The 23,957-nt window shown below is 68.6% G+C and carries 19 protein-coding genes; 14 read left to right on the forward strand and 5 right to left on the reverse strand.

The window, feature by feature from the left end; genetic code table 11:
* Positions 1-83: 83 nt before the first annotated feature.
* A complete protein-coding gene (locus M1D46_RS06010) occupies positions 84-944 on the reverse strand; it encodes a spermidine synthase (RefSeq protein ID WP_456286930.1) in 861 nt (286 codons plus the stop codon).
* A gap of 54 nt (positions 945-998) precedes the next feature.
* Positions 999-1,412 (reverse strand): GIY-YIG nuclease family protein, encoded by a 414-nt coding sequence (locus tag M1D46_RS06015; protein WP_456286931.1) that lies wholly within the window; start codon positions 1,410-1,412, stop codon positions 999-1,001.
* Positions 1,413-1,738: 326 nt separating this feature from the next.
* Between M1D46_RS06015 and rpoB the strand changes: the two genes are divergently transcribed.
* The 6 genes from rpoB (at position 1,739) to M1D46_RS06045 (ending at position 12,038) form a co-directional block, all read left to right on the forward strand.
* On the forward strand, positions 1,739-5,233 hold the full coding sequence (gene rpoB / locus M1D46_RS06020; RefSeq protein WP_324012344.1) for a DNA-directed RNA polymerase subunit beta: 3,495 nt from the start codon (positions 1,739-1,741) through the stop codon (positions 5,231-5,233).
* Between the two features lie 42 nt (positions 5,234-5,275).
* Positions 5,276-9,151, forward strand: a complete 3,876-nt coding sequence (gene rpoC / locus M1D46_RS06025) for a DNA-directed RNA polymerase subunit beta' (protein ID WP_271174458.1) — start codon at positions 5,276-5,278, stop codon at positions 9,149-9,151.
* Between the two features lie 129 nt (positions 9,152-9,280).
* Complete coding sequence (locus M1D46_RS06030) at positions 9,281-9,460, forward strand: hypothetical protein (RefSeq protein ID WP_271174459.1); 180 nt, start codon at positions 9,281-9,283, stop codon at positions 9,458-9,460.
* 95 nt (positions 9,461-9,555) lie between these two features.
* Entirely contained in the window at positions 9,556-10,839 is a 1,284-nt protein-coding gene (locus M1D46_RS06035; protein WP_456286932.1) for an ABC transporter, read from the forward strand.
* A complete protein-coding gene (locus M1D46_RS06040; protein WP_271174461.1) occupies positions 10,836-11,321 on the forward strand; it encodes a hypothetical protein in 486 nt (161 codons plus the stop codon). The genes M1D46_RS06035 and M1D46_RS06040 overlap by 4 nt, the downstream gene beginning before the upstream one ends.
* A 45-nt stretch (positions 11,322-11,366) precedes the next feature.
* Positions 11,367-12,038 carry a spermidine/putrescine ABC transporter substrate-binding protein gene (locus M1D46_RS06045; protein WP_282980224.1) on the forward strand — a complete coding sequence of 224 codons (672 nt, stop codon included), beginning with the start codon at positions 11,367-11,369 and terminating at the stop codon, positions 12,036-12,038.
* Positions 12,039-12,115: 77 nt separating this feature from the next.
* Here M1D46_RS06045 and M1D46_RS06050 read toward each other — a convergent pair whose 3' ends face one another.
* Positions 12,116-12,505, reverse strand: a complete 390-nt coding sequence (locus tag M1D46_RS06050) for an META domain-containing protein (RefSeq protein ID WP_271174463.1) — start codon at positions 12,503-12,505, stop codon at positions 12,116-12,118.
* Between the two features lie 174 nt (positions 12,506-12,679).
* Here M1D46_RS06050 and M1D46_RS06055 point away from each other — a divergent pair, with 174 nt between their 5' ends.
* The 7 genes from M1D46_RS06055 (at position 12,680) to M1D46_RS06085 (ending at position 21,855) form a co-directional block, all read left to right on the forward strand.
* Complete coding sequence (locus tag M1D46_RS06055) at positions 12,680-14,797, forward strand: hypothetical protein (protein ID WP_456286933.1); 2,118 nt, start codon at positions 12,680-12,682, stop codon at positions 14,795-14,797.
* 272 nt (positions 14,798-15,069) lie between these two features.
* Complete coding sequence (gene rpsL, locus M1D46_RS06060) at positions 15,070-15,438, forward strand: 30S ribosomal protein S12 (RefSeq protein ID WP_067194597.1); 369 nt, start codon at positions 15,070-15,072, stop codon at positions 15,436-15,438.
* 5 nt (positions 15,439-15,443) lie between these two features.
* Positions 15,444-15,914, forward strand: coding sequence for a 30S ribosomal protein S7 (gene rpsG, locus M1D46_RS06065; RefSeq protein WP_271174465.1), 471 nt, complete (start codon positions 15,444-15,446; stop codon positions 15,912-15,914).
* A gap of 92 nt (positions 15,915-16,006) precedes the next feature.
* On the forward strand, positions 16,007-18,121 hold the full coding sequence (fusA, locus tag M1D46_RS06070; protein ID WP_282980231.1) for an elongation factor G: 2,115 nt from the start codon (positions 16,007-16,009) through the stop codon (positions 18,119-18,121).
* Between the two features lie 160 nt (positions 18,122-18,281).
* Positions 18,282-19,475 (forward strand): elongation factor Tu, encoded by a 1,194-nt coding sequence (tuf, locus tag M1D46_RS06075; protein WP_271174467.1) that lies wholly within the window; start codon positions 18,282-18,284, stop codon positions 19,473-19,475.
* 817 nt (positions 19,476-20,292) lie between these two features.
* Positions 20,293-20,610, forward strand: coding sequence for a GIY-YIG nuclease family protein (locus M1D46_RS06080; protein WP_456286934.1), 318 nt, complete (start codon positions 20,293-20,295; stop codon positions 20,608-20,610).
* Between the two features lie 408 nt (positions 20,611-21,018).
* On the forward strand, positions 21,019-21,855 hold the full coding sequence (locus M1D46_RS06085) for an aldo/keto reductase (protein ID WP_456286935.1): 837 nt from the start codon (positions 21,019-21,021) through the stop codon (positions 21,853-21,855).
* On the opposite strand, the gene M1D46_RS06090 is transcribed toward M1D46_RS06085, so the two are convergent.
* The gene (locus M1D46_RS06090) at positions 21,852-22,295 is read right to left on the reverse strand and encodes a GbsR/MarR family transcriptional regulator (protein WP_456286936.1); all 444 of its coding nucleotides are present in this window, start codon (positions 22,293-22,295) and stop codon (positions 21,852-21,854) included. The genes M1D46_RS06085 and M1D46_RS06090 overlap by 4 nt on opposite strands.
* Positions 22,295-23,161 carry an alpha/beta fold hydrolase gene (locus M1D46_RS06095; protein ID WP_456286937.1) on the reverse strand — a complete coding sequence of 289 codons (867 nt, stop codon included), beginning with the start codon at positions 23,159-23,161 and terminating at the stop codon, positions 22,295-22,297. Before M1D46_RS06095 ends, M1D46_RS06090 begins: the two co-directional genes overlap by 1 nt.
* Positions 23,162-23,257: 96 nt before the next feature.
* On the opposite strand from M1D46_RS06095, the gene M1D46_RS06100 reads away from it, so the two are divergent.
* On the forward strand, positions 23,258-23,890 hold the full coding sequence (locus M1D46_RS06100; RefSeq protein ID WP_456286938.1) for a VanZ family protein: 633 nt from the start codon (positions 23,258-23,260) through the stop codon (positions 23,888-23,890).
* Positions 23,891-23,957 lie beyond the last annotated feature (67 nt).

The raw sequence follows: 23,957 nt of genomic DNA on the forward strand, positions 1-23,957 counted from the left end.
GTGTGCAACGCGTCCGCGCATCCGCCGGGCAGGCACACCGGGCCGGGTCGGATCGATCGCGGATCGGAAGAAACCCGTCGGCATCAGCGCTCGAAGAGCGACGCGGACGGCTTGGGCGAGGCCGTCGCATCCGCGTCGGTCGCGGGGATGGCGCCGCGCACGAACTCGTCGATCTCGCGGCCCTCGGCGACCTTCGCGGGGTGCGGCCCGGCCGCCATGAGGCGCGGCAGCCACTCGGTCGGGAGGGGTGCGGCCGACGCCGCGACGACGAGGTTGCCGAAGCGCCGGCCCTTGAGCACCTGCACCTCGGCGAGCACGACGACGTGCGGCAGCACATCGCGGATGGTCGCCACCTGCCTCCGCGCGAACGCGAGGCCCGCGCCATCCGCGACGTTGACGAGCAGCACGCCGCGCGGCGCGAGGAGGGCGGCGGCCGCGCGGTAGAACTCGACCGTCGTGAGGTGCGCAGGCGTCTGCGCGCCCGAGTACACGTCGGAGACGAGCAGGTGGACCTGCCCCGTCAGGGCGGAGGGGAGTCGTCCGAGGCCCTCGCGCGCATCGCCGATCCGGATGCGGATGGCCGCGCCGCGGGGGAGCGGGAGCTGCGCGCGGACGAGATCGACGAGCGCCTGCTCGAGCTCGACGACCTGCTGCCGCGATCCCGGCCGCGTCGCGTCGATGTACCGCGGGATCGTGAGGCCGCCGCCGCCGAGGTGCACGGCCGTGAGCGGGCCGGGCGGCAGCTGGTCGATGACCGCGCCCATCCGCCCGACGTACTCGAAGTGCAGGTGCGTCGGATCGTCGAGGTCGACGTGCGACTGCGGGGTGCCGTCGACGATCAGCTCCCAGCCCGAGCCGAACTCGCTCGGCGCGATCCGCGCGATCGACCCGTCCGACAGACGCGCCTGCGGCTCGTCGCGCTCGTCTCTCCGCTGGCGTCCCATGCGTCCATCCTCTCGCGGGGCGATGCGTCTCGTGCCGCAGGGCCTCTCGCGGGGTCAGGGACGATGCGCGTCGGCGAGCCAGCGCAGGTACCGGTGCCACGGATCGCCGTCGGCGAGCGAGGCGATGTGCGCGAGCAGGTCGGGCGCGGCCGTGAACCACTCGCCGCCCTCGCGCAGGTGCGCGAACTGCGCGTGCCGCGCCTGCTCGACCGGCCTCCCGCCCTGCTCGAACGCGAGCAGCTCCTCGTGGCGGATGGCGCGGAGCCGGCGGCGGGGATCGGTCGACGTCCCGATCTTCACGCGCTCGGCGTAGCGGAGGTAGTAGACGACCTCGACGCGCGGCGGGGCGAGGTCCGCGTCGGGAGCGTCGCCGACGATCCATCCGCACCGTGCGCACCGCGGCCATCCGCCGACGCGCTCGCCCTCGCGCCCTCCGCAGAAGGCGCACGGGTCGGCCAGTGTCGTCACCCGCCGAGGCTACGCCGGGGCTCCGACACCCGCGCCGCCACCGGCGCCGCCACTGGCCCCCGAGCCGGCCCGCGGCGCCGCTGGGCGCGCATTTATACCGGACAGTCCGAGCGAGGTCAAGGACTCCGCTTGCCACGGCGCGTCAGAGGGTCTATGCTTGAGATTTGCGCTCTTATGGGTCATCCATGCCTTCATATGGTGGTCGGCTGGCTCCCGTGATCCCCGCAGATAGCGGCGTGCGAATCACAGGATAGACCCGAAGCGCACCTCACCTGTCGACAAGGAATCTAGCGGCCCCGCACGCGGGGCTCATGGAGGTTTTCCCCTTGGCTGCTGCGCGCAACGCATCCACCACCACCCCGAAGAACGGACGCGGAGCATCCCGCCTCTCGTTCGCCAAGATCTCCGACACGCTCACGGTCCCCGACCTGCTGGCGCTGCAGACCGAGTCGTTCGACTGGCTCGTCGGCAACGAGGCCTGGAAGGCCCGCGTCGCCGAGGCGAAGGCCGCCGGACGCACCGACGTGCCCGAGCGGAGCGGTCTCGACGAGATCTTCGAGGAGATCTCGCCCATCGAGGACCTGAGCGAGACGATGCAGCTCTCGTTCACCAACCCCTACCTCGAGCCCGAGAAGTACACGATCGAGGAGTGCAAGGACCGCGGCAAGACCTACGCGGCCCCGCTCTACGTCGAGGCCGAGTTCATGAACCACCAGACCGGTGAGATCAAGACTCAGACGGTCTTCATGGGCGACTTCCCGCTGCAGACCGACAAGGGCACGTTCATCATCAACGGCACCGAGCGTGTCGTGGTGTCGCAGCTCGTCCGCTCGCCCGGCGTCTACTTCGACAAGACCCCCGACAAGACGTCCGACAAGGACATCGTGTCGGCGCGCGTCATCCCCAGCCGCGGCGCATGGCTCGAGTTCGAGATCGACAAGCGCGACCAGGTCGGCGTCCGCATCGACCGCAAGCGCAAGCAGTCGGTCACGGTGTTCCTCAAGGCCCTCGGCCTCTCGAGCGACGACATCCTCGCCGAGTTCGCCGGCATCTCCTCGATCGAGGAGACCCTCGCGAAGGACACGATCCTCACGCAGGAGGAGGCGCTCCGCGACATCTACCGCAAGCTGCGTCCGGGCGAGCAGGTCGCCGCCGAGGCCGCGCGCTCGCTGCTCGACAACTTCTACTTCAACCCGAAGCGCTACGACCTCGCCAAGGTCGGCCGCTACAAGCTGAACCAGAAGCTCGGCCTCGACAAGCCGCTCACCGACTCGGTGCTCACGGTTGAGGACATCGTCGCGACGATCAAGTACCTCGTCCGCCTGCACCGCGGCGACGAGACCTTCGAGGGCGTCCGCAAGGGCGGCGAGGTCGTCGACCTCCGCATCGAGGTCGACGACATCGACAACTTCGGCAACCGTCGCATCCGCGCGGTGGGCGAGCTCATCCAGAACCAGGTCCGCACCGGTCTGTCGCGCATGGAGCGCGTGGTCCGCGAGCGCATGACCACGCAGGACATCGAGGCGATCACGCCGCAGACCCTGATCAACGTGCGCCCCGTCGTCGCCGCGATCAAGGAGTTCTTCGGAACGTCGCAGCTGTCGCAGTTCATGGACCAGAACAACCCGCTCGCGGGTCTGACCCACAAGCGCCGCCTGTCGGCGCTGGGCCCCGGCGGTCTCTCGCGCGACCGCGCGGGCGTCGAGGTCCGTGACGTCCACCCGTCGCACTACGGCCGCATGTGCCCGATCGAGACGCCGGAAGGCCCGAACATCGGCCTCATCGGCTCGCTCGCGTCGTTCGCGCGCATCAACGCGTTCGGCTTCATCGAGACGCCGTACCGCCGCGTCGTCGACGGCCGCGTGACGAACGAGATCGACTACCTCACCGCCGCCGAGGAGACGCGCTTCAACGTCGCCCAGGCCAACGCGGTCCTCAACGAGGACGGCACGTTCGCCGACGAGCGCGTGCTCGCGCGTCAGCGCGGCAACGAGGTCGACCTCGTGCCCGCCGACGAGGTGTCGTACATGGACGTCTCGCCGCGCCAGATGGTGTCGGTCGGAACCTCGCTCATCCCGTTCCTCGAGCACGACGACGCGAACCGCGCGCTCATGGGCGCCAACATGCAGCGTCAGGCCGTTCCGCTCCTCGTCGCCGAGTCGCCGCTGGTCGGCACCGGCATGGAGGGCTACGCGGCCATCGACGCGGGCGACTCGATCATCGCCGACAAGGCGGGCGTCGTCACCGACGTCACGAGCGACTACGTCTCGGTCCAGCTCGACGAGGGCGGCCGCCGCGACTACTTCCTGCGCAAGTTCGACCGCTCGAACCAGGGCAACTGCTACAACCAGCGTGCGATCGTGACCGCGGGCGAGCGCGTCGAGGTCGGCGAGGTCATCGCGGATGGCCCGGCGACGGAGAACGGCGAGCTCGCGCTCGGCAAGAACCTGCTCGTCGGGTTCATGTCGTGGGAGGGCCACAACTTCGAGGACGCGATCATCCTCAGCCAGAACCTCGTGAAGGACGACACCCTCACCTCGATCCACATCGAGGAGTACGAGGTCGACGCCCGTGACACGAAGCTCGGCAAGGAGGAGATCACCCGCGACCTCCCCAACGTGAGCCCCGAGCTCCTGAAGGACCTCGACGAGCGCGGCATCATCCGCATCGGCGCCGAGGTCCGCCCCGGTGACATCCTCGTCGGCAAGGTCACGCCCAAGGGCGAGACCGAGCTCTCGGCCGAGGAGCGCCTGCTCCGCGCGATCTTCAACGAGAAGAGCCGCGAGGTCCGCGACACGTCGCTCAAGGTGCCGCACGGCGAGCAGGGCACGATCATCGCGGTCAAGGAGTTCAACGCCGAGGAGGGCGACGACGAGCTCGGCTCGGGCGTCAATCGCCGCGTCGTGGTCTACATCGCCCAGAAGCGCAAGATCACCGAGGGCGACAAGCTCGCCGGCCGTCACGGCAACAAGGGCGTCATCGCGAAGATCCTCCCCGTCGAGGACATGCCGTTCCTCGCGGACGGAACGCCGCTCGACGTCGTGCTGAACCCGATGGGCATCCCCGGTCGAATGAACTTCGGCCAGGTCCTCGAGACGCACCTCGGCTGGATCGCCAAGCAGGGCTGGAAGATCGAGGGCGAGCCCGAGTGGGCCGTGCACATCCCCGAGGACGCCCGCGAGGTCGCCCCCGGCACGAAGGTCGCGACCCCCGTGTTCGACGGCGCCTACGAGTCCGAGATCGCGGGTCTGCTCGACTCGACGCTCCCGACGCGCGACGGCGACCGCCTCATCGACCGCTCGGGCAAGGCGCAGCTCTTCGACGGCCGCACCGGCGAGCCCTACCCGGCTCCGATCTCGGTCGGCTACATGTACATCCTGAAGCTGCACCACCTCGTCGACGACAAGATCCACGCGCGCTCGACGGGCCCGTACTCGATGATCACCCAGCAGCCGCTCGGTGGTAAGGCGCAGTTCGGCGGTCAGCGCTTCGGCGAGATGGAGGTGTGGGCCCTCGAGGCCTACGGCGCCGCGTACGCGCTGCAGGAGCTCCTCACGGTCAAGTCCGACGACATCCTCGGCCGCGTCAAGGTGTACGAGGCCATCGTCAAGGGCGAGAACATCCCCGAGCCCGGCATCCCCGAGTCCTTCAAGGTGCTCATGAAGGAGATGCAGTCGCTCTGCCTGAACGTCGAGGTCCTCTCGTCCGACGGCACGGCGGTCAACCTCCGCGACACCGACGACGAGGCCTTCCGCGCTGCGGAGGAGCTCGGCATCAACATCTCCAGCCGATTCGAGTCCGCCTCGATCGACGAGATCTGATCCGGCCAGCCGATTTAGAGATTTCCGAATACAGGAGAACTAGTGCTCGACGCAACAACTTTCGATGAGCTTCGCATCGGCCTGGCCACCGCCGACGACATCCGTCGCTGGTCCTTCGGCGAGGTCAAGAAGCCCGAGACCATCAACTACCGCACGCTGAAGCCGGAGAAGGACGGCCTCTTCGGCGAGCAGATCTTCGGTCCCAGCCGCGACTGGGAGTGCGCCTGCGGCAAGTACAAGCGCGTCCGCTTCAAGGGCATCGTCTGCGAGCGCTGCGGCGTGGAGGTCACCAAGAGCTCCGTCCGCCGTGAGCGCATGGGCCACATCGAGCTCGCCGCGCCCGTGACGCACATCTGGTACTTCAAGGGCGTCCCGTCGCGCCTCGGGTACCTGCTCGACATGGCGCCGAAGGACCTCGAGAAGGTCATCTACTTCGCCGCCTACATGGTCATCTCGGTCGACGAGGAGGCGCGTCACCGCGACATGCCGACTCACGAGAACAACCTGCGTCTCGAGATCAAGAACCTGAACGACCGTCGTGACTCGCGCATCGCGGCTCGCCTCCAGAAGCTGGAGGAGGAGCTCGCGGCTCTCGAGGCCGAGGACGCCAAGGCAGACCAGAAGAAGAAGGTCCGCGACGCCGCCGAGAAGGAGATGGCGACCATCCGCAAGCGCGCGGACGAGTCCATCGCCAAGCTCGAGCGGATGTGGGAGGAGTTCCGCTCCCTCAAGGTCGGCGAGCTCAAGGCGGAGGACGACGTCTTCCAGGAGCTCCAGGACCGCTTCGGCCAGTACTTCGAGGCGCACATGGGCGCCGAGGCGATCCAGCGTCGCCTCGCGGAGTTCGACCTGGAGGCCGAGGCCGAGTCGCTGCGCAACCAGATCGCCGAGGGCAAGGGCCAGCGCAAGATCCGTGCGATCAAGCGCCTCAAGGTCGTCAACTCGTTCATTTCGACCGGCATGACGCCGGCCGCGATGGTGCTCGACGTCGTCCCGGTCATCCCGCCGGAGCTGCGCCCGATGGTCCAGCTCGACGGCGGCCGCTTCGCCACGAGCGACCTGAACGACCTCTACCGTCGTGTGATCAACCGCAACAACCGTCTGCGCCGCCTTCTCGACCTCGGGGCTCCCGAGATCATCGTGAACAACGAGAAGCGCATGCTGCAGGAGGCCGTCGACGCGCTGTTCGACAACGGCCGCCGCGGTCGCCCCGTCACCGGCACCGGCAACCGCGCCCTGAAGTCCCTGAGCGACATGCTCAAGGGCAAGCAGGGTCGCTTCCGCCAGAACCTGCTCGGAAAGCGCGTCGACTACTCGGGCCGTTCGGTCATCGTCGTCGGCCCGCAGCTCAAGCTGCACCAGTGCGGTCTGCCCAAGCAGATGGCGCTCGAGCTGTTCAAGCCGTTCGTGATCAAGCGCCTGATCGACCTCGGTCACTCGCAGAACATCAAGGCCGCCAAGCGCGCGGTCGAGCGCACGCGTCCCGAGGTGTGGGATGTGCTCGAGGAGATCATCCGCGAGCGCCCGGTTCTCCTGAACCGCGCCCCCACGCTGCACCGTCTGGGCATCCAGGCGTTCGAGCCGCAGCTCGTCGAGGGCAAGGCCATCCAGCTGCACCCGCTCGTTTGCGCGGCGTTCAACGCCGACTTCGACGGCGACCAGATGGCCGTGCACCTTCCGCTGTCGGTCGAGGCCCAGGCCGAGGCGCGCATCCTCATGCTCGCGTCGAACAACATCCTGAAGCCGTCGGACGGCCGTCCGGTGACCCTGCCCTCGCAGGACATGATCATCGGCCTGCACCACCTGACCACGCTCAAGGACGGCGCGACCGGCGAGGGCCGCGTGTTCGGCTCGGTGTGGGAGGCGCAGCTCGCCAAGGAGGAGGGCACGCTCGACCTCCAGGCGAAGGTCCGCATCCGCATCCCGGGTCTCGAGTTCCTCGAGGGCCAGGCTCCGGAGGGCTACGACAAGCACGGCCTCGTGGACACCTCGCTCGGCCAGGCGATCTTCAACGACCAGCTGCCGAAGGGCTACCCCTTCGTGCGCGAGCAGGCCGACAAGGGCAAGCTCTCGCAGATCGTGAACAAGCTGGCCGAGGAGTACCCGAAGGTCGTCGTGGCGGAGACGCTCGACAAGATCAAGGACGCGGGCTTCTACTGGGCCACGCGCTCGGGTGTCACGGTCGCGCTCAGCGACGTGCTCACGCCGCCGAACAAGGCCGAGATCGTCGCGCGCTACGAGCAGCAGGCCGCGAAGGTCACCGCTCAGTACGAGAAGGGCCTCACGACCGACGAGGAGCGCCGCACCGAGCTGGTCCGCATCTGGACCGAGGCGACGGACGAGATCCAGAAGGAGATGCGCGCCAACTTCCCGGCCGACAACACCATCAACCGCATGGTGTCGTCGGGTGCCCGTGGTAACTGGCTGCAGATCCGGAACATCGCGGGTATCCGCGGTCTGGTGAACAACCCGAAGGGCGAGATCATCCCCCGCCCGATCATCTCGTCGTACCGCGAGGGCCTGTCGGTGGCGGAGTACTTCATCGCCACGCACGGTGCCCGCAAGGGTCTCGCCGACACCGCTCTCCGTACGGCCGACTCGGGCTACCTCACGCGTCGTCTCGTCGACGTCTCGCAGGATGTCATCATCCGCGAGGAGGACTGCGGCACGTCGAAGGGCCTCGAGTACCCGATCGCCGCGGCCGACGCGTCGGGCGTGCTCGTGCGCGACGCGAACGTCGAGAACTCGGTGTTCGCCCGCAGCCTCGCGGTCGACGTGGTCGGGGAGGACGGCACTGTCCTCGCGCAGGCCGGCCAGGACGTCGGCGACGTGCTGATCGACCAGCTCGTGGAGTCGGGCGTCACCTCGATCAAGGTGCGCTCGGTGCTCACGTGCGACTCGGCGGTCGGCGTGTGCGCCCGCTGCTACGGCCGCTCGCTCGCGACCGGCAACCTGGTCGACATCGGCGAGGCCGTCGGCATCATCGCGGCCCAGTCGATCGGCGAGCCCGGCACGCAGCTCACGATGCGCACGTTCCACACCGGTGGATCGGCGTCGGCAGACGACATCACGCAGGGTCTTCCCCGCGTGCAGGAGCTGTTCGAGGCCCGCACCCCGAAGGGCGCTTCGCCCATCGCGGAGGCGGATGGCCGCATCACGATCGAGGAGACCGAGAAGCAGAAGAAGGTCATCCTCACGCCCGACAACGGCGACGAGCCGCACGTCTACCCGGTGCTGAAGCGCGCGACGCTTCTCGTCGAGGACGGCCAGCACGTCAAGGTCGGCGACCCGCTTCAGGTCGGCACGCTCGACCCGAAGGAGATCATGCGCGTGCAGGGCGCCCGCGAGGTGCAGAAGTACCTCGTCGGCGGCGTGCAGGGCGTGTACCGCTCGCAGGGTGTGCCGATCCACGACAAGCACATCGAGGTCATCGTGCGCCAGATGCTGCGGAAGGTCACCGTGGTCGACCACGGCGAGACCGACCTGCTGCCGGGCGAGATGGTCGACATGCGCCGCTACCAGGACATCAACCGCGCGGCGATCGCCGAGGGCAAGCGCCCCGCGTCGGGTCGTCCCGAGCTGATGGGTATCACGAAGGCGTCGCTCGCGACGGAGTCGTGGCTGTCGGCCGCGTCGTTCCAGGAGACGACGCGCGTGCTCACCGAGGCCGCCATGCAGGGCAAGCGCGACCCGCTGATCGGTCTCAAGGAGAACGTCATCATCGGAAAGCTCATCCCCGCGGGGACGGGCCTGTCGAAGTACCGCGATGTCGTGGTCGAGGCGACGGAGGAGGCGAAGAGCGAGCGGTACCCCAACCGCATCTTCGCGTCGGACGGCGCCTACGCCGAGGGCGACTACTCGTTCGTCGACTTCGACGCGTTCTCGACCGACGACTTCACGCCCGGGACGTACAACTGATCCGGCTGTGAAGCATTGAGGAGGCCCCGGGGTTCGCCCCGGGGCCTCCTTCGTCGTCCGGGGCCGGATGGCCCTCGCGGCAGACGCGTGTCGCGCGCGGGCGCCGGGTGCGGGCTCTACCCTGGTGCCATGGCGATCGGGGGACGCAATCTCGCAGCCACGTGGATCGCGGGGCTGCTCATCGTGGGGATCATCGGCGCGATCCTGTGGGTCGCGTTCCCGTCGCTGCACATCGTCGGCGACTGGGTCGTCGCGGCGGTCGACTTCTTCTTCGACTGGCTCCGCTCGATCACGCCGACACGCCCGTAGAGCCCGACATTCCGCGGCGAGGCTCCGGCGACACGCCGCGCCGCGTAGGTATTCTCGCGGGCAGGGGAGAGTCCCCGTCGTGAGGAGTGCTTCTGATGAGCGACGCCCAGGGTTCGAACGGCGGACCGCGCAACGGCGATCCCATCGAGGAGTCGGCACCCGCCGACGCGCCCGAGACCGCTGTGCCCGAGAACGACGACGCCCGCGCCGCCGACGCGTGGTCGCCCGCGGATGGCCAGGGCGCGGAGAACGCTGAGGTGGCGAACTCGGACGAGCGCGTCGCGGGCACCTTCACGGAGTCCGCGGAGCCCGCCCCCGCGGCGCCCGCGTCGAGCGAGGCCCCCGCGGCACCCGCGTCGAGCGAGGCTCCGGCGGACGACTCCGAGGCAGGGCCCGCCGACGCGGCCATCCCGGCGGCATCCTCGGACGAGCCCCACATGCCGGCCGCTCCCGAGGACGACGCCACGGCCGCCGATGCGCCCGTCGCGGACGCTCCCGCCGATGCACCCGCGTCCACGCACATCCCGCCGGTCGACAACGACCACGACGGCGAGCCCGACTACGCGGCCCTGGCCGCCGAGCTCGAGGAGTTCGAGCGCCGCAACGCGGACGCGAGCGACTCCTTCTCCGCGCCGGGCGCCGCAGGGCCCACGGCCGCGGGCGTCGTAGCAGCGGGTGCCGCCGACGCGCAGGACAAGCGGAACGACCCGTGGTTCGAGCCGGCCAAGACCGAGACGTTCTCGGCCTCGGAGCCGGCGGTCACGGCATCCGAGCCCGTGGTCGAGCCGCAGACGACGGCTGCCCCGGTCGCACCCCAGCCGATCTTCGTGCAGGCGCCCGAGCCGCCGAAGGTCCGCGGCAACCGTGGCGCGGCCGGCCTCATCGGCCTCGTCGCCGCGATCGTCTTCGCCATCCTCTACTTCGCCGCGACCCTCGGCTGGCGCCTGCTCGCCGGCGAGGCCGAGCTCTCGACCATCGCCGAGCCCGCCGTCGCGCTTCTCACGAGCTTCGAGTTCTGGGTTCCCGTGGTCGTGTTCTGGCTCGGCTTCTGGCTGCTCGGGGCCCTCGTGAACCGCGCCCGCTGGGGCAAGTGGGTCATCTTCGGCCTCCTCGTGGGCGTGATCTCCTACGGCGGGCACCTCCTCGGCCAGCTGTTCCAGGCGCCGTTCTGGATGCTCACGCCGTCGCAGGGGTCGGAGCTCGTCGCCGAGAGCCTGCTGTCGCCGGTCGCGATCGTCGCGTTCATCCTCGGCCGCGAGATCACGATCTGGTTCGGAGCCTGGGCCGCCCGCCGCGGCGCCAAGGTCACGGCGCAGAACGCCGAGGCTCAGGCCGAGTACGAGCGCACGCTCGAGGCAGGTCCGCAGCTCTCGCAGTGACCGCACCTCTTCGCGAAGGCGAGGGGCTTCCCGCAGGGACGCTCCTCGCCTTCGCTGTCGCTGCCGACGGCGCGCTCGTCGTCTGCGGGCTGGGCTTCGGCAGCCTCCTCACGGGCAGCGATGTCATCGAGACTCCGGGCATCGGGATCGTCCCGGCCGCTCTCGCGGTCGTCGTGAGCATCGCGGTGTTCGGCCTCGCGCTGTGGCCCGCGCTGCGCATCCCTCATCCGAGCTTCGTCCGCGTGATCGGGGTGCTGTTCGCGTCCGCCGCGGCCTACGGCGCGGCGCTCTGGCTGCTCGCGCTCGCGTTCGGCGCGGGCATCGCGTCGGCGACGGCCGCGGTCGCCGACGTGACGATCGGATGGCCGGTGCCGGTCATCGCGGGCGCCGCGGCGGTCGCGGCCTGGGGTGCGATCGCCGTGCGGCGCACGCGCGCGCGGCGCCCCCTCTGGCCGTGGGAGCGCCACGATGACGACGAGTAGCCGAGAGTCCGCACCGCGAGAGCCCGGGCGTCATACCCTGTGATCATGGAGCGCGCGCTCGACTCGCAGGTAGCGCAGGCGGTGGATGCCTGGCTCCGCTGGCTGCCGCGCTGGCAGCCGGCGACGCACCGCGGTCGATCCGCGCCCTGCCGCCGCTGCTTCGGCTCGCCCGTGCTCTCGGCCGCGGGGGTCGGATCGGATGTCCCGCACGGCGTCCAGCACGGCCTGTCGACCCGCATGAAGAAGATCGTCGACCTCGCGGTCGCCGAGTACACCGCCCGGAACCTGCCGCTTCTCCAGCTCGAGCTCGACCAGCAGGCGGCGCGGAATCAGGCGCGCTCGTATCGTCCGGGGGAGGACCTCGCGCCCGAGTACGAGGGGCTGCCGCTCGACCCGGATCCGGTGCCGGGCGCGCCGTTCCTCTTCACGATCGAGGGGCTCGCGAGCGAGGCCGACGCCGAGGTGCCGAGCCTGCCGCCGCTCTCCGACGAGGCCAAGGAGGCTCTCCGCCGCGAGGTCGGTCTGGCTGACGAGTATGCGAACCTCGTCGGGCGGGAGATCTGCTCGCTGCTCCTGGGGCACCGACTGCGGATCCAGGCCGCGATCGTGGAGTTCGTCGAGCCTCAGGTCGAGGCCATGCTGGCCGAGCTGACGCGCTCGCTCGACACGCCGTTCGGTCCCGACGACTTCCTCTCCGGGCCGGGCAAGACCCCCTGAAACGCGACATCCCTGCCTCCGAGGAGACGGGGATGTGTCCATTTCGGTGGGCAGTTGTGCCCATCGAAATCGTCGAATCAGCTCTCGCGCGCGAGCGATCCGAGGGGCTCGCCGGTCTTGTCGAAGACCTCGAGAGTGGTCTCTCCGACCGTGATCGTCTTGACCTTCGAGAGCCATGTGTCGACCCCGGGGCAGCCCTTCAGCGTGCTCGCTGCGAACGTCACGGTGACGGTGTCGCCGTCCTGCTCGTAGCGGCCGCCGATGCCGTTGCACCCGTCGTTTCCCTGGAATTTCCCGTCCTCCGAGAAGGTCAGGTACGGCTCGTTCTCCTCGCTGCTCTGCCAGGTTCCGACAACCGAGTTCACGTCTTCCACCCCTTCTCCGCTGGTCGCGTTCGACGCGCAGCCGGCGAGCGCGAATCCCGCGAGCATCATCGCCGCTGCGGCCGTGATCCGCTTCCTGACCATGTCGTCCCCCGTTCATGTCGGCGAATGTGGACTTGCGTTTCATAGTAGGTGTGCGGATACTCTGGGTTCGCTGTGTCTCTCCCGAGAGACCCAAGCTTCCGGGGGCTGTGGGCCGAACCAGGCCTGGACCCCTGTTCCGAGAAGTTCGCACAAACGAGATCTGGGGGACTGGGTTTGAAGTCTTCAATTACGCGCGTCGCGCGTCTGGGAGCGCTGGGCGTCGCATCGGCGCTGGCGTTCGGCGGTGTCGCCGCGACGTCGGCGACCGCTGCCGAGGGCGCGGTCGCGCCGACCGAGGGAGAGGCCTTCGAGGCGCTCGCGCTCGACCTGTTCAAGGACGAGGCCGTCACGGGCGTCCTCCACGACGGCGCGGGCAATGTCGTCGTGCAGCGCCTCGAGGAGACCGCGGGCTCCGCTTCGGCCAAGATCGACGCGTCCGCCGCGGCTGCGGAGATCGCCGGCGCGTACGAGAACGTGAAGATCGTCCCGGTCACCGAGGACGAGCTCGCCAAGCCGACCGCTGCGACCGACGTCGTCGGCGGCTACGGCATCGGCCTGTTCGACAACTCCGGCAGCGGCGGCGTCTGCTCGGTCGGCTTCCCCGCGTGGACGCCCGACGGCAAGCCCGCCGTGCTCACCGCCGGCCACTGCACGGGCGATGGCGCCTACAACAACGTGTACCTCACCGACCCCAAGGGCGACACGGCCGGCGGCGGCGCGGAGGACCTCTCGACGGTCACGCCGACGCACGAGGTGGGCCAGGTCGGCTTCAGCCAGTTCGGCGGCTCGGGCAACACCGCCGGTGAGCCCGGCAACGCGACCGACATCGCCGCGATCGACGTCACGAACGCCGACCTCGACCTCATCGCCGCGATGACCGACTGGAAGAACACGAACGACCTGTCCGCGTCGCTCGCGTCGAACATCACGGGCGTCGGCACGGCCGAGGTGGGCGAGACGGTTCAGCGCTCGGGCCGCACGACGGGCTACTCGTCGGGCGTCGTCGACACCGACCAGATCAACCCCTACGTCGACTACGAGGGCTACATCGAGGTCGACGGCCGCCTGGTCAAGGGCTTCTCGGCCGCGACCGAGGTCATCCCCGGCGACTCGGGTGGCACCATCCTCCAGGGCAGCACCGCCGTGGGCGTCGTGACGGCCACGTTCGAGTTCAACGGCGAGCCGCACATGTGGGGCGCCGACCTCAAGACGGGCCTCGAGGCCGCGGCCGGCTACACGGTCAAGCTCGACCTGCCCGAGGCGAAGGTCACCTCGGTCAAGGACGGCGCGAACGTCTCGTGGAACGCCGAGCTCTCGGGCACGGCCGGCGCGAACGCCGAGGTCGAGTACGCGTTCGTGAAGCAGGGCGCGAAGGCGTCCTGGGAGAACAGCGCGAAGACGAAGGCCGACGGCGAGGGCAAGTGGACGCTCACCGGCCCCGCGACCCCCGGCGACTACACGATCTACGCCCGCTCGACGAGCGGCTTCAACACGTCCGACGTCACGTCGATCGACGTGCAGGTCTTCCCGACCGCTCCCGGCATCACCTCGCCCGAGAACGGCAAGACCTACACCGACCCGGTGACGAAGATCACGGGCAACGCGGCGCCGAACACCGAGGTCACGCTCTCGGGTGACGTCAACGCCAAGGTCACGTCGGACGCCGACGGCAACTGGTCGCACAGCGTCGACCTCGCCGACCGCCGCGAGTACACCGTCAGCGCGCAGCAGACGATCAACGGCAAGACCTCGGACCGCACCACGGTGACCTTCACGGTCGGCGCGGCTGCTCCCGCGGCGCCGGAGTTCATCAACCCGGTCGACGGCGGCTCGTACGTCGAGGGCCAGGTCCCGACGACGATCACGGGCACCGGCACGAACGGCGCCACGGTCGAGCTCCGCGTGGGCGACAAGGTCGTCGGCACGGGCACGGTCGACGCCAACGTGTGGTCGATCAAGATCGAGCAGCTGCCGGTCGGCGAGCACAAGCTCGCCGCTCGCCAGATCGTCGACGGCGTGGCCAGCACCGACGCCGTGATCACCATCACGGTGACGGCCGCTCCGCAGGAGCCGCAGCAGCCTGAGCAGCCGCAGGGCGAGGAGAGCCCGACCCCGGCTCCCCAGGACCCGCAGCAGCCCCAGAAGCCCGAGCAGGAGAAGGACGGCAAGCTCGCTCCCACGGGCGCGGAGTTCAACGCCACGGCTCCGATCGCCATGGGCCTCGGCCTCGCGGTCGTCGCCGGCGGTGTCCTCCTCATCGCGCGTCGGCGTCAGCTGAACTCGGAGCGCTGAGCACGAGTTAGCGCATAGCGCAGAAGGGGCGTCCCGGACGGGGCGCCCCTTCTTCGTGCGTGCGGATCGCCGTTTGACCGCGTGTCGCGCGACCCGTATCATGGGACGGGTGTGCGTACACGCGTCTGCGTGCGTGCCCACGATCGGGATGGGCCTGCGAACAGGTCACCCCCACGGCATATCCACCAGAAGTCTCTCGCTCTTTCGGCGTGGGGGTGGGTTTTCGTGAAACATCACGCGCTGTCACCGTGCAGCAACGAACAAGGAGAAACGTGCCAACTATTCAGCAGTTGGTTCGCAAGGGCCGTACGCCGAAGGTCTCGAAGACCAAGGCTCCGGCGCTGAAGGCGAACCCGCAGCAGGCGGGTGTCTGCACCCGCGTCTACACGACCACGCCCAAGAAGCCGAACTCGGCGATGCGCAAGGTCGCCCGTGTGAAGCTGCGCAACGGCACCGAGGTCACCGCCTACATCCCCGGTGAGGGTCACAACCTTCAGGAGCACTCGCTCGTGCTCGTCCGCGGTGGTCGTGTGAAGGACCTCCCCGGTGTGCGCTACAAGATCGTCCGCGGTGCGCTCGACACCCAGGCCGTCAAGAACCGTAAGCAGGCGCGCAGCCGCTACGGCGCGAAGAAGGGTTGAGTTAGATGCCTCGTAAGGGTCCGGCCCCCAAGCGCCCCGTCGTCAACGACCCGGTCTACGGCGCCCCGATCGTCACGCAGCTGGTCAACAAGATCCTCGTCGACGGCAAGAAGTCCATCGCCGAGCACATCGTCTACACCGCTCTCGAGGGTGTGGCCGCGAAGAACGGCCAGGACGCTGTCGCCACGCTGAAGAAGGCGCTCGACAACGTGCGCCCGACGCTCGAGGTCCGCAGCCGTCGCGTCGGCGGCTCGACGTACCAGGTTCCGGTCGAGGTCAAGCCTCACCGTGCCAACACGCTCGCTCTGCGCTGGCTCGTGAGCTACGCGAAGGGTCGCCGCGAGAAGACGATGACCGAGCGTCTCATGAACGAGATCCTCGACGCGTCGAACGGCCTCGGTGCCGCGGTCAAGCGCCGTGAGGACACCCACAAGATGGCCGAGTCGAACCGCGCCTTCGCGCACTACCGCTGGTAGGAAGCGCCCCGAGCCGGTCCCGGATCGCTCCCCGGGGCATCCGGGGCCGGCTTCCTGCTTCATTCCCTCTCCACACGTAAGGAAGAACGCAAGTGGCACAAGACGTGCTCACCGACCTCAAGAAGGTCCGCAACATCGGCATCATGGCGCACATCGATGCCGGTAAGACCACGACGACCGAGCGCATCCTGTTCTACACGGGCGTCAACCACAAGATCGGCGAGACCCACGACGGTGGCGCGACCACCGACTGGATGGAGCAGGAGCAGGAGCGTGGTATCACCATCACCTCCGCCGCTGTGACGTGCTTCTGGGACAAGAACCAGATCAACATCATCGACACCCCCGGTCACGTCGACTTCACCGTCGAGGTGGAGCGCTCGCTCCGCGTCCTCGACGGCGCGGTCGCCGTGTTCGACGGCAAGGAGGGCGTCGAGCCCCAGTCCGAGACGGTGTGGCGTCAGGCCGACAAGTACAACGTCCCCCGCATCTGCTTCGTCAACAAGATGGACAAGCTGGGCGCGGACTTCTACTTCACGGTCGACACGATCATCAACCGCCTGAAGGCGAAGCCGCTCGTGCTGCAGCTTCCCATCGGTGCCGAGAACGACTTCGTCGGCGTCGTCGACCTCGTCAACATGCGCGCTCTCACGTGGCCCGGCGACGCCAAGGGTGACGTGACCATGGGCGCCAAGTACGAGATCGGCGAGATCCCCGCCGACCTCGCCGACAAGGCTGCCGAGTACCGCGAGAAGCTCCTCGAGACCGTCGCCGAGAGCGACGACGTGCTGCTCGAGAAGTACTTCGGCGGCGAGGAGCTCACGGTCGACGAGATCAAGGGCGCCATCCGCAAGATGACGATCGCCAGCGAGGTCTACCCGGTCCTCTGTGGCTCGGCGTTCAAGAACCGCGGCGTGCAGCCCATGCTCGACGCGGTCGTGGACTACCTCCCCTCGCCCCTCGACGTGCCGGCCATCGAGGCCCACGACCCGAAGGACGAAGAGAAGATCATCGAGCGTCACGCCGACCGTGACGAGCCCTTCGCGGCTCTCGCGTTCAAGGTCGTCTCGCACCCGTTCTTCGGCCGTCTGACCTACATCCGCGTCTACTCGGGTCACCTCGAGTCGGGTGCGCAGGTCGTCAACTCGACCAAGGGCAAGAAGGAGCGCATCGGGAAGATCTTCCAGATGCACGCCAACAAGGAGAACCCGGTCGAGTCGGTCACCGCGGGCCACATCTACGCGGTCATCGGCCTCAAGGACACGACCACGGGCGACACGCTCAGCGACCCGAACAACCAGGTCGTCCTCGAGTCGATGACGTTCCCGGAGCCGGTCATCGAGGTCGCGATAGAGCCCAAGACGAAGGCCGACCAGGAGAAGCTGGGCCTCGCGATCCAGAAGCTCGCGGAAGAGGACCCGACGTTCCGCGTCGAGAACAACGCCGAGACCGGTCAGACCGTCGTCAAGGGCATGGGCGAGCTGCACCTCGACATCCTCGTGGACCGCATGAAGCGCGAGTTCAAGGTCGAGGCCAACGTCGGCAAGCCGCAGGTGGCGTACCGCGAGACGATCCGCAAGGTCGTCGAGCGTCACGACTACACGCACAAGAAGCAGACCGGTGGCTCGGGTCAGTTCGCGAAGATCCAGTTCAAGCTGGAGCCGCTCGAGGTGACCGCCGACAAGACCTACGAGTTCGTCAACGAGGTCACCGGTGGCCGCATCCCGCGCGAGTACATCGAGCCGACGAACCAGGGCTTCCAGGACGCGATGAACACCGGCGTGCTCGCCGGCTACCCGATGGTCGGCGTCAAGGCGACCCTCGTGGACGGCGCGTCGCACGACGTCGACTCCTCGGAGATGGCGTTCAAGATCGCCGGTTCGATGGGCTTCAAGGAGGCCGTCCGCAAGGCGAACCCGGTCATCCTCGAGCCGCTCATGGCCGTCGAGGTCCGTACGCCCGAGGAGTACATGGGCGACGTCATCGGCGACCTGAACTCGCGTCGTGGTCAGGTCCAGTCGATGGAGGACGCTCAGGGTGTGAAGGTCGTCAAGGCCCTCGTCCCGCTCTCGAGCATGTTCGGCTACATCGGCGACCTGCGTTCGAAGACGTCGGGCCGTGCTGTCTACTCGATGGAGTTCGACAGCTACGCCGAGGTCCCGAAGGCTGTCGCCGACGAGATCATCCAGAAGGGCAAGGGCGAGTAATTCGCCCGAGCCTCATGGCTCGCCGGGGCCGGCTGTGTGGCCGGCCCCGGCACCTCAAAACTTCATAACGAGTCTCTACTAGACTGTGAAACATCCCCGTAGAGGCCCGGTCGCAATCCGGCGACCGTGATCTCTGCACGACCGTCCTGAGGAGGACCCAGTGGCTAAGGCCAAGTTCGAGCGCACCAAGCCGCACGTGAACATCGGAACGATCGGTCACGTCGACCACGGCAAGACGACGCTCACCGCGGCGATCTCGAAGGTGCTCGCTGACAAGTTCCCGTCGGCGACCAACGTGCAGCGCGACTTCTCGTCGATCGACTCCGCTCCTGAGGAGCGCCAGCGCGGCATCACGATCAACATCTCGCACGTCGAGTACGAGACGCCGAAGCGTCACTACGCTCACGTCGACGCCCCGGGTCACGCCGACTACATCAAGAACATGATCACCGGTGCCGCCCAGATGGACGGCGCGATCCTCGTGGTCGCCGCGACCGACGGTCCCATGGCTCAGACCCGTGAGCACGTTCTGCTCGCCAAGCAGGTCGGCGTTCCCTACCTGCTCGTCGCGCTGAACAAGGCCGACATGGTCGACGACGAGGAGATCCTGGAGCTCGTCGAGCTCGAGGTGCGCGAGCTCCTCTCGTCGCAGGACTTCGACGGCGACAACGCTCCCGTCGTCCGCGTCTCGGGCCTCAAGGCTCTCGAGGGCGACGAGAAGTGGACGCAGTCGATCCTCGACCTCATGGAGGCCGTTGACGAGTCCATCCCGGACCCGGTGCGTGACAAGGACAAGCCGTTCCTCATGCCCATCGAGGACGTCTTCACGATCACCGGTCGTGGCACCGTCGTCACGGGCCGCGCCGAGCGTGGCACGCTCGCCATCAACTCCGAGGTCGAGATCGTCGGCATCCGCCCGACGCAGAAGACCACGGTCACGGGTATCGAGATGTTCCACAAGCAGCTCGACGAGGCGTGGGCCGGCGAGAACTGCGGTCTTCTCCTCCGTGGCCTCAAGCGCGAGGACGTCGAGCGCGGCCAGGTCGTCGTGAAGCCGGGCTCGGTCACCCCTCACACCAACTTCGAGGGCACCGCGTACATCCTCTCGAAGGACGAGGGTGGCCGTCACAACCCCTTCTACACGAACTACCGCCCGCAGTTCTACTTCCGCACCACGGACGTCACCGGCGTCATCACGCTGCCTGAGGGCACCGAGATGGTCATGCCCGGCGACACCACGGACATGACGGTGGAGCTCATCCAGCCCATCGCCATGGAAGAGGGCCTCGGCTTCGCGATCCGTGAGGGTGGCCGCACCGTCGGCGCCGGCACGGTGACCAAGATCATCAAGTAAGTTCTTCCGAACCTGCTTCGTCAGCGGGGTCGCCCTTCGGGGGCGGCCCCGCTTTCGTGTGTCCGGGCTTCTGTCGCGTCCACGTGCGGGCATTGCACGAGCGGATGGCCCTGCCCCGGTCGTTGAGCGAGCGGAGCGAGTCGAAACGTGGTGACCTTTCGAGGGCCGGCTGGGGCGTTTCGTCTCGGTCGCTGGCGCTCCCTCGCTCAACGACCGGCGGTGAGCGGATGGCCCCTTCCGGTCGTCGCACGAGCGGATGGCCCCTGCCGGTCGTTGAGCGAGCGGAGCGAGTCGAAACGTGGTGACCTTTCGGGGTACGGTCGCGCCGTTTCGTCTCGGTCGCTGGCGCTCCCTCGCTCAACGACCGGGGGTGAACGGGTGGCCCCTGCCCGGTCGTTGAGCGAGCGGAGCGAGTCGAAACGCGGTCACCTTTCGAAGCACGGTCGCGCCGTTTCGTCTCGGTCGCTGGCGCTCCCTCGCTCAACGATCGGGGGTGAGCGGATGGCCGCTTCCGGTCGTCTCACGAGCGGATGGCCCTGCCCCGGTCGTTGAGCGAGCGGAGCGAGTCGAAACGTGGTGACCTTTCGAGGGTCGGCCGGGGCGTTTCGTCTCAGTCGCTGGCGCTCCCTCGCTCATCGACCGGGGGTGAGCGGATGGCCCTGCCCCGGTCGTTGAGCGAGCGGAGCGAGTCGAAACGCGGTCACCTTTCGAGGAACGGTCGGGGCGTTTCGTCTCGGTCGCTCGCGCTCCCTCGCTCAACGATCGGCCCTGTGGACAACTTCCACGGCGCCGCACGGCCGGTGGCTACTGTGCCGACATGCCATACGTCTACATCCTGGAGTGCGCCGACGGCACCTACTACGTCGGAAGCACCCGCGACCTCAACAGGCGGTTCGTCGAGCATCAGGAGGGGCTCGGCGCCGCGTACACCCGGCGCCCCGGCCGGCGTCCGGTCACGATGGTGTGGCACAACGAGTTCGAGCGGATGGACGAAGCCTTCCGTTGGGAGAAGCAGATCCAGGGATGGAGCCACGCGAAGCGCAAGCTCCTGATCGAGGAGGGGCTCGGCGCAGTCATCGGCTGGAGCAAGCGGCACCGCGATGCGGCGAAGCGCCGTCCGGATGTCGACACGTGAGCTCGCGAGGAACGGTCGCGTCGTTTCGTCTCGGTCGCTGGCGCTCCCTCGCTCAACGACCGGGGTGAGCGGGTGGCCCCTTCCGGTCGTTGAGCGAGCGGATGGCACCCTTCCGGTCGTTGCACGAGCGGATGGCCACTTCCGGTCGTTGAGCGAGCTGACCCTGCTCCGGTCGTTGAGCGAGCGGAGCGAGTCGAAACGTGGTGACCTTTCGAGGGTCGGCCGGGGCGTTTCGTCTCGGTCGCTGGCGCTCCCTCGCTCAACGACCGGGGTCGCGCCGTTTCGTCTCGGTCGCTGGTGCTCCCTCGCTCAACGACCGCGAAGCTCCCTCGCCCACCGACTCGCAAGAACCGCCGCCGCGGTGTCAAGCCGCTCGCGCCATCCGCCGTCGCCGTCTAGGAAAGACGCATGACCATCCCCACCTGGACTGCACACGGCGGGCTCGAGCTGCCCGTCCTCGGATTCGGCACCTACCGCCTCAAGGGATCGGATGGCGCGGATGGCGTCGCGCGCGCGATCGAGAAGGGCTACCGGCTCATCGACTCGGCCTTCAACTACGAGAACGAGGGCACGGTCGGCGCGGGTGTGCGGCGGGCCGGGATCGACCGCGACGAGGTGATCGTCACGTCGAAGCTCCCAGGCCGGCACCACGCGTACGACGAGGCGCTCGAGACCATCGAGGAGAGCGTGTTCCGGTCGGGCCTCGGCGATATCGACCTCTATCTCATCCACTGGCCCAACCCGAAGACCGATCGGTACGTCGAGGCTTGGGAGGCGCTCATCGAGGCGCGCGAGCGCGGGCTCGTGAAGGCGATCGGGGTGTGCAACTTCCTGCCCGAGCACCTCGAGCGGCTCGAGCGCGAGACCGGCGTGCTGCCCGAGGTGAACCAGATCGAGATGCACCCGTACTTCCCGCAGGAGGAGCTGCTGCGGTTCGACGCGGAGCACGGCATCCTCACCGAGGCGTGGAGCCCGCTCGGGCGCGGCAACGACCTCCTCGAGAACGAGGTCATCGTCGACATCGCGCGCAAGCACGGCGCGACACCCGGCCAGACGGTGCTCGCATGGGCGATCGCGCGGGTGTCGATCCCGATCCCGAAGGCGGCGAGCGACGAGCGGCAGATCGAGAACCTCGGCGCCCTCGAGGTGGAGCTCGACGAGGACGACATCGCGGCGATCACGGCGCTCGGGCGCCCGGATGGCCGACTCGCCGACCAGGACCCCGCCGAGTACGAGGAGTTCTAGGTCGCGCGGCGAGTTCGTGCACGCAGCACGTGCTCGCCCGCCTCGACGTACGACGTGAACAGCTCGGTCACGTCGCGCAGTCGGTCTGCGGTCCCGGGCGTCTCGGTGAGGCTCTCGGCCGCCTGCAGCGTGCGGATGAACGCGCGTGCGCGCTCATGGCTCGCCGCGAGCAGGCTCTCGAATCCGCCCGTCGCCTCGATGAGGAGGCGCCGGCTGCCGGGCTGGGGGATGGTCCGGGCGAGCCCCCACGCCACGAGCTCGCGGACGGCGGTGCTCACGGCTCCGGCACTGAGCGAGAGCTCGGCGCGCAGCTCCTCTGCGCGGGACGGCTCATCCTGGAGCAGGAGATAGCCGTAGACTCGGCCGGTTGCGCGAGGGAGGTTCCACGCGGCGAGTCTGTCGCCCATCGCGTCGATGAACTGCTCGCGGTCCGCGCTCATCAGCGGCGCCCTGCACGGCCGGGCTCCGCGGCACGCCACTCGTCGAGGATCTCGCACAGCGCGCGAGACGTCTCCGCGGGCGCATCCCAGGTGAGGATATGCCCGGCGCCGGGAATGACCCGTTCGCGCACGCCCTCGGCCGCCGCCCACCGCGCCATCGCCGACGCGATGTTCCCCGTTCGATCCTCCGCGCCGCGCACGAGGGCGAGCGGCACGGGGGAGAGGTAGGCGGGATCCGGCTCCACGAACGAGGTCGTCGCCCGCCAGACGTCGAGGAAGACGCTCTTGGGCATCCGCGCGAACACCGACTCGGCTCGAGTCACCGCCTCCGGCCGCGCAGCCGACGCACGGGCCATCTGGCGCGCCATGGTCCCCGCCGGCATCGCCGCGAGCGCAGGCGCGGCGAGCCGGAGGCCCAGCCGCTCCATCGCGGACAGAGGGCCGGTGTTCCACGTCGACCCGAGCACGATCAGACCGCTCACGCGACCAGGGTGCGCGCGCGTGAAGGCCTGGGCGAGGTTGCCGCCGAGCGAATGCCCCACGAGCACCGGCGACGGATGACCGCAGGTCGAGAGAAGGGCGTCGAGATCCCGCAGCGCGTCCTGCGCGGTGAAGCGCGTGCCCGTCTTCATCGCGGATTCCCCGTGCCCGCGCAGATCGCAGACGATGACGCGGAAGCCGCGCTCGATCAGCGCGGCAGCCTGGTCGTCGAACATCGTGTCGTCGAGGCCCGCCCCGTGGAGCAAGACGACGGCCTGCTCTCCGCTGCCGGCGTCCTCGTACGCGAGCTGCGCGTCCCCTCTCTCGAGTCGCTTCGTCAAATTCACCACTTTCTGAAAATAACCCATCGGACGGGAGGCGGCCACCCATCCCGGTCACCCAACCGTTACCCGAGGCACCGATGATTGCCAGGTGACACCGCCTATCGTCGAGGGCATCATCTGCTCCAGAGGAGGCACCGCATGACCGACGTCCTCGGACCGAAGCCGCCCCGCAGCCGCGCTCGCCTGTGGGTCGCCACGCTCCTTCTTCTCGTCTACGCGGGCTTCGTTGCTCTCGTCACGCTCTGGCCCAACCCGAGCGACCTCGAGTTCGGCGGCATCGCCGACCGTGTGCTGAACGTGCTGTACCGCTTCGGCGTGCCCGAGTCGTTCGGCTTCGACGAGCTCGAGTTCACGGCGAACATCGGCATGTTCGTGCCCCTCGGCTTCTTCCTCGGTCTCGCGCTGCCGCGGCGCGGATGGTGGCTCGCGCTGTTCCTCGTGCCCGGTTACTCCGGCTTCATCGAGTTCACGCAGGCGACGGCCCTCGAGTCGCGCGTCTCGAGCATCCTCGACGTCTTCGCGAACACGACCGGCGGCTACATCGGCCTCCTCTTCGCGATGACGATGCGCGCCATGATCTATGCGCGCGACCGGCGCATCATCGCGCGCGCCATCTGGGAGCGCGACGCGGAGATCATCCGCGCCCGGCAGCATCCGCTTCCGCAGCAGCGCGTGACCGAGCGGGAGCCCGACCCGGCGACGCGGATCTTCGAGCAGCAGCCCGCCTGGCGCGACCCCCAGGACGCTCCGACCGAGCGGCTCCCGTTCTGAAACGAAAAGTTAACTTGGCTAATCGCTTCCATGTCTAGTAACCTCCGAAGTGTGGGCAGACGCTCAC

The sequence above is a fragment of the Microbacterium sp. JZ70 genome (genome assembly GCF_053903225.1).

Coding starts and splice junctions, on each gene's coding strand:
- M1D46_RS06100 (WP_456286938.1), top strand. CDS start 23,258: ATGACCGACGTCCTCGGACCGAAGCCGCCCCGCAGCCGCGCTCGCCTG.
- M1D46_RS06090 (WP_456286936.1), bottom strand. CDS start 22,295: ATGAGCGCGGACCGCGAGCAGTTCATCGACGCGATGGGCGACAGACTC.
- M1D46_RS06050 (WP_271174463.1), bottom strand. CDS start 12,505: ATGGTCAGGAAGCGGATCACGGCCGCAGCGGCGATGATGCTCGCGGGA.
- M1D46_RS06085 (WP_456286935.1), top strand. CDS start 21,019: ATGACCATCCCCACCTGGACTGCACACGGCGGGCTCGAGCTGCCCGTC.
- M1D46_RS06045 (WP_282980224.1), top strand. CDS start 11,367: ATGGAGCGCGCGCTCGACTCGCAGGTAGCGCAGGCGGTGGATGCCTGG.
- M1D46_RS06010 (WP_456286930.1), bottom strand. CDS start 944: ATGGGACGCCAGCGGAGAGACGAGCGCGACGAGCCGCAGGCGCGTCTG.
- rpsG (WP_271174465.1), top strand. CDS start 15,444: ATGCCTCGTAAGGGTCCGGCCCCCAAGCGCCCCGTCGTCAACGACCCG.
- M1D46_RS06035 (WP_456286932.1), top strand. CDS start 9,556: ATGAGCGACGCCCAGGGTTCGAACGGCGGACCGCGCAACGGCGATCCC.
- M1D46_RS06030 (WP_271174459.1), top strand. CDS start 9,281: ATGGCGATCGGGGGACGCAATCTCGCAGCCACGTGGATCGCGGGGCTG.
- M1D46_RS06080 (WP_456286934.1), top strand. CDS start 20,293: ATGCCATACGTCTACATCCTGGAGTGCGCCGACGGCACCTACTACGTC.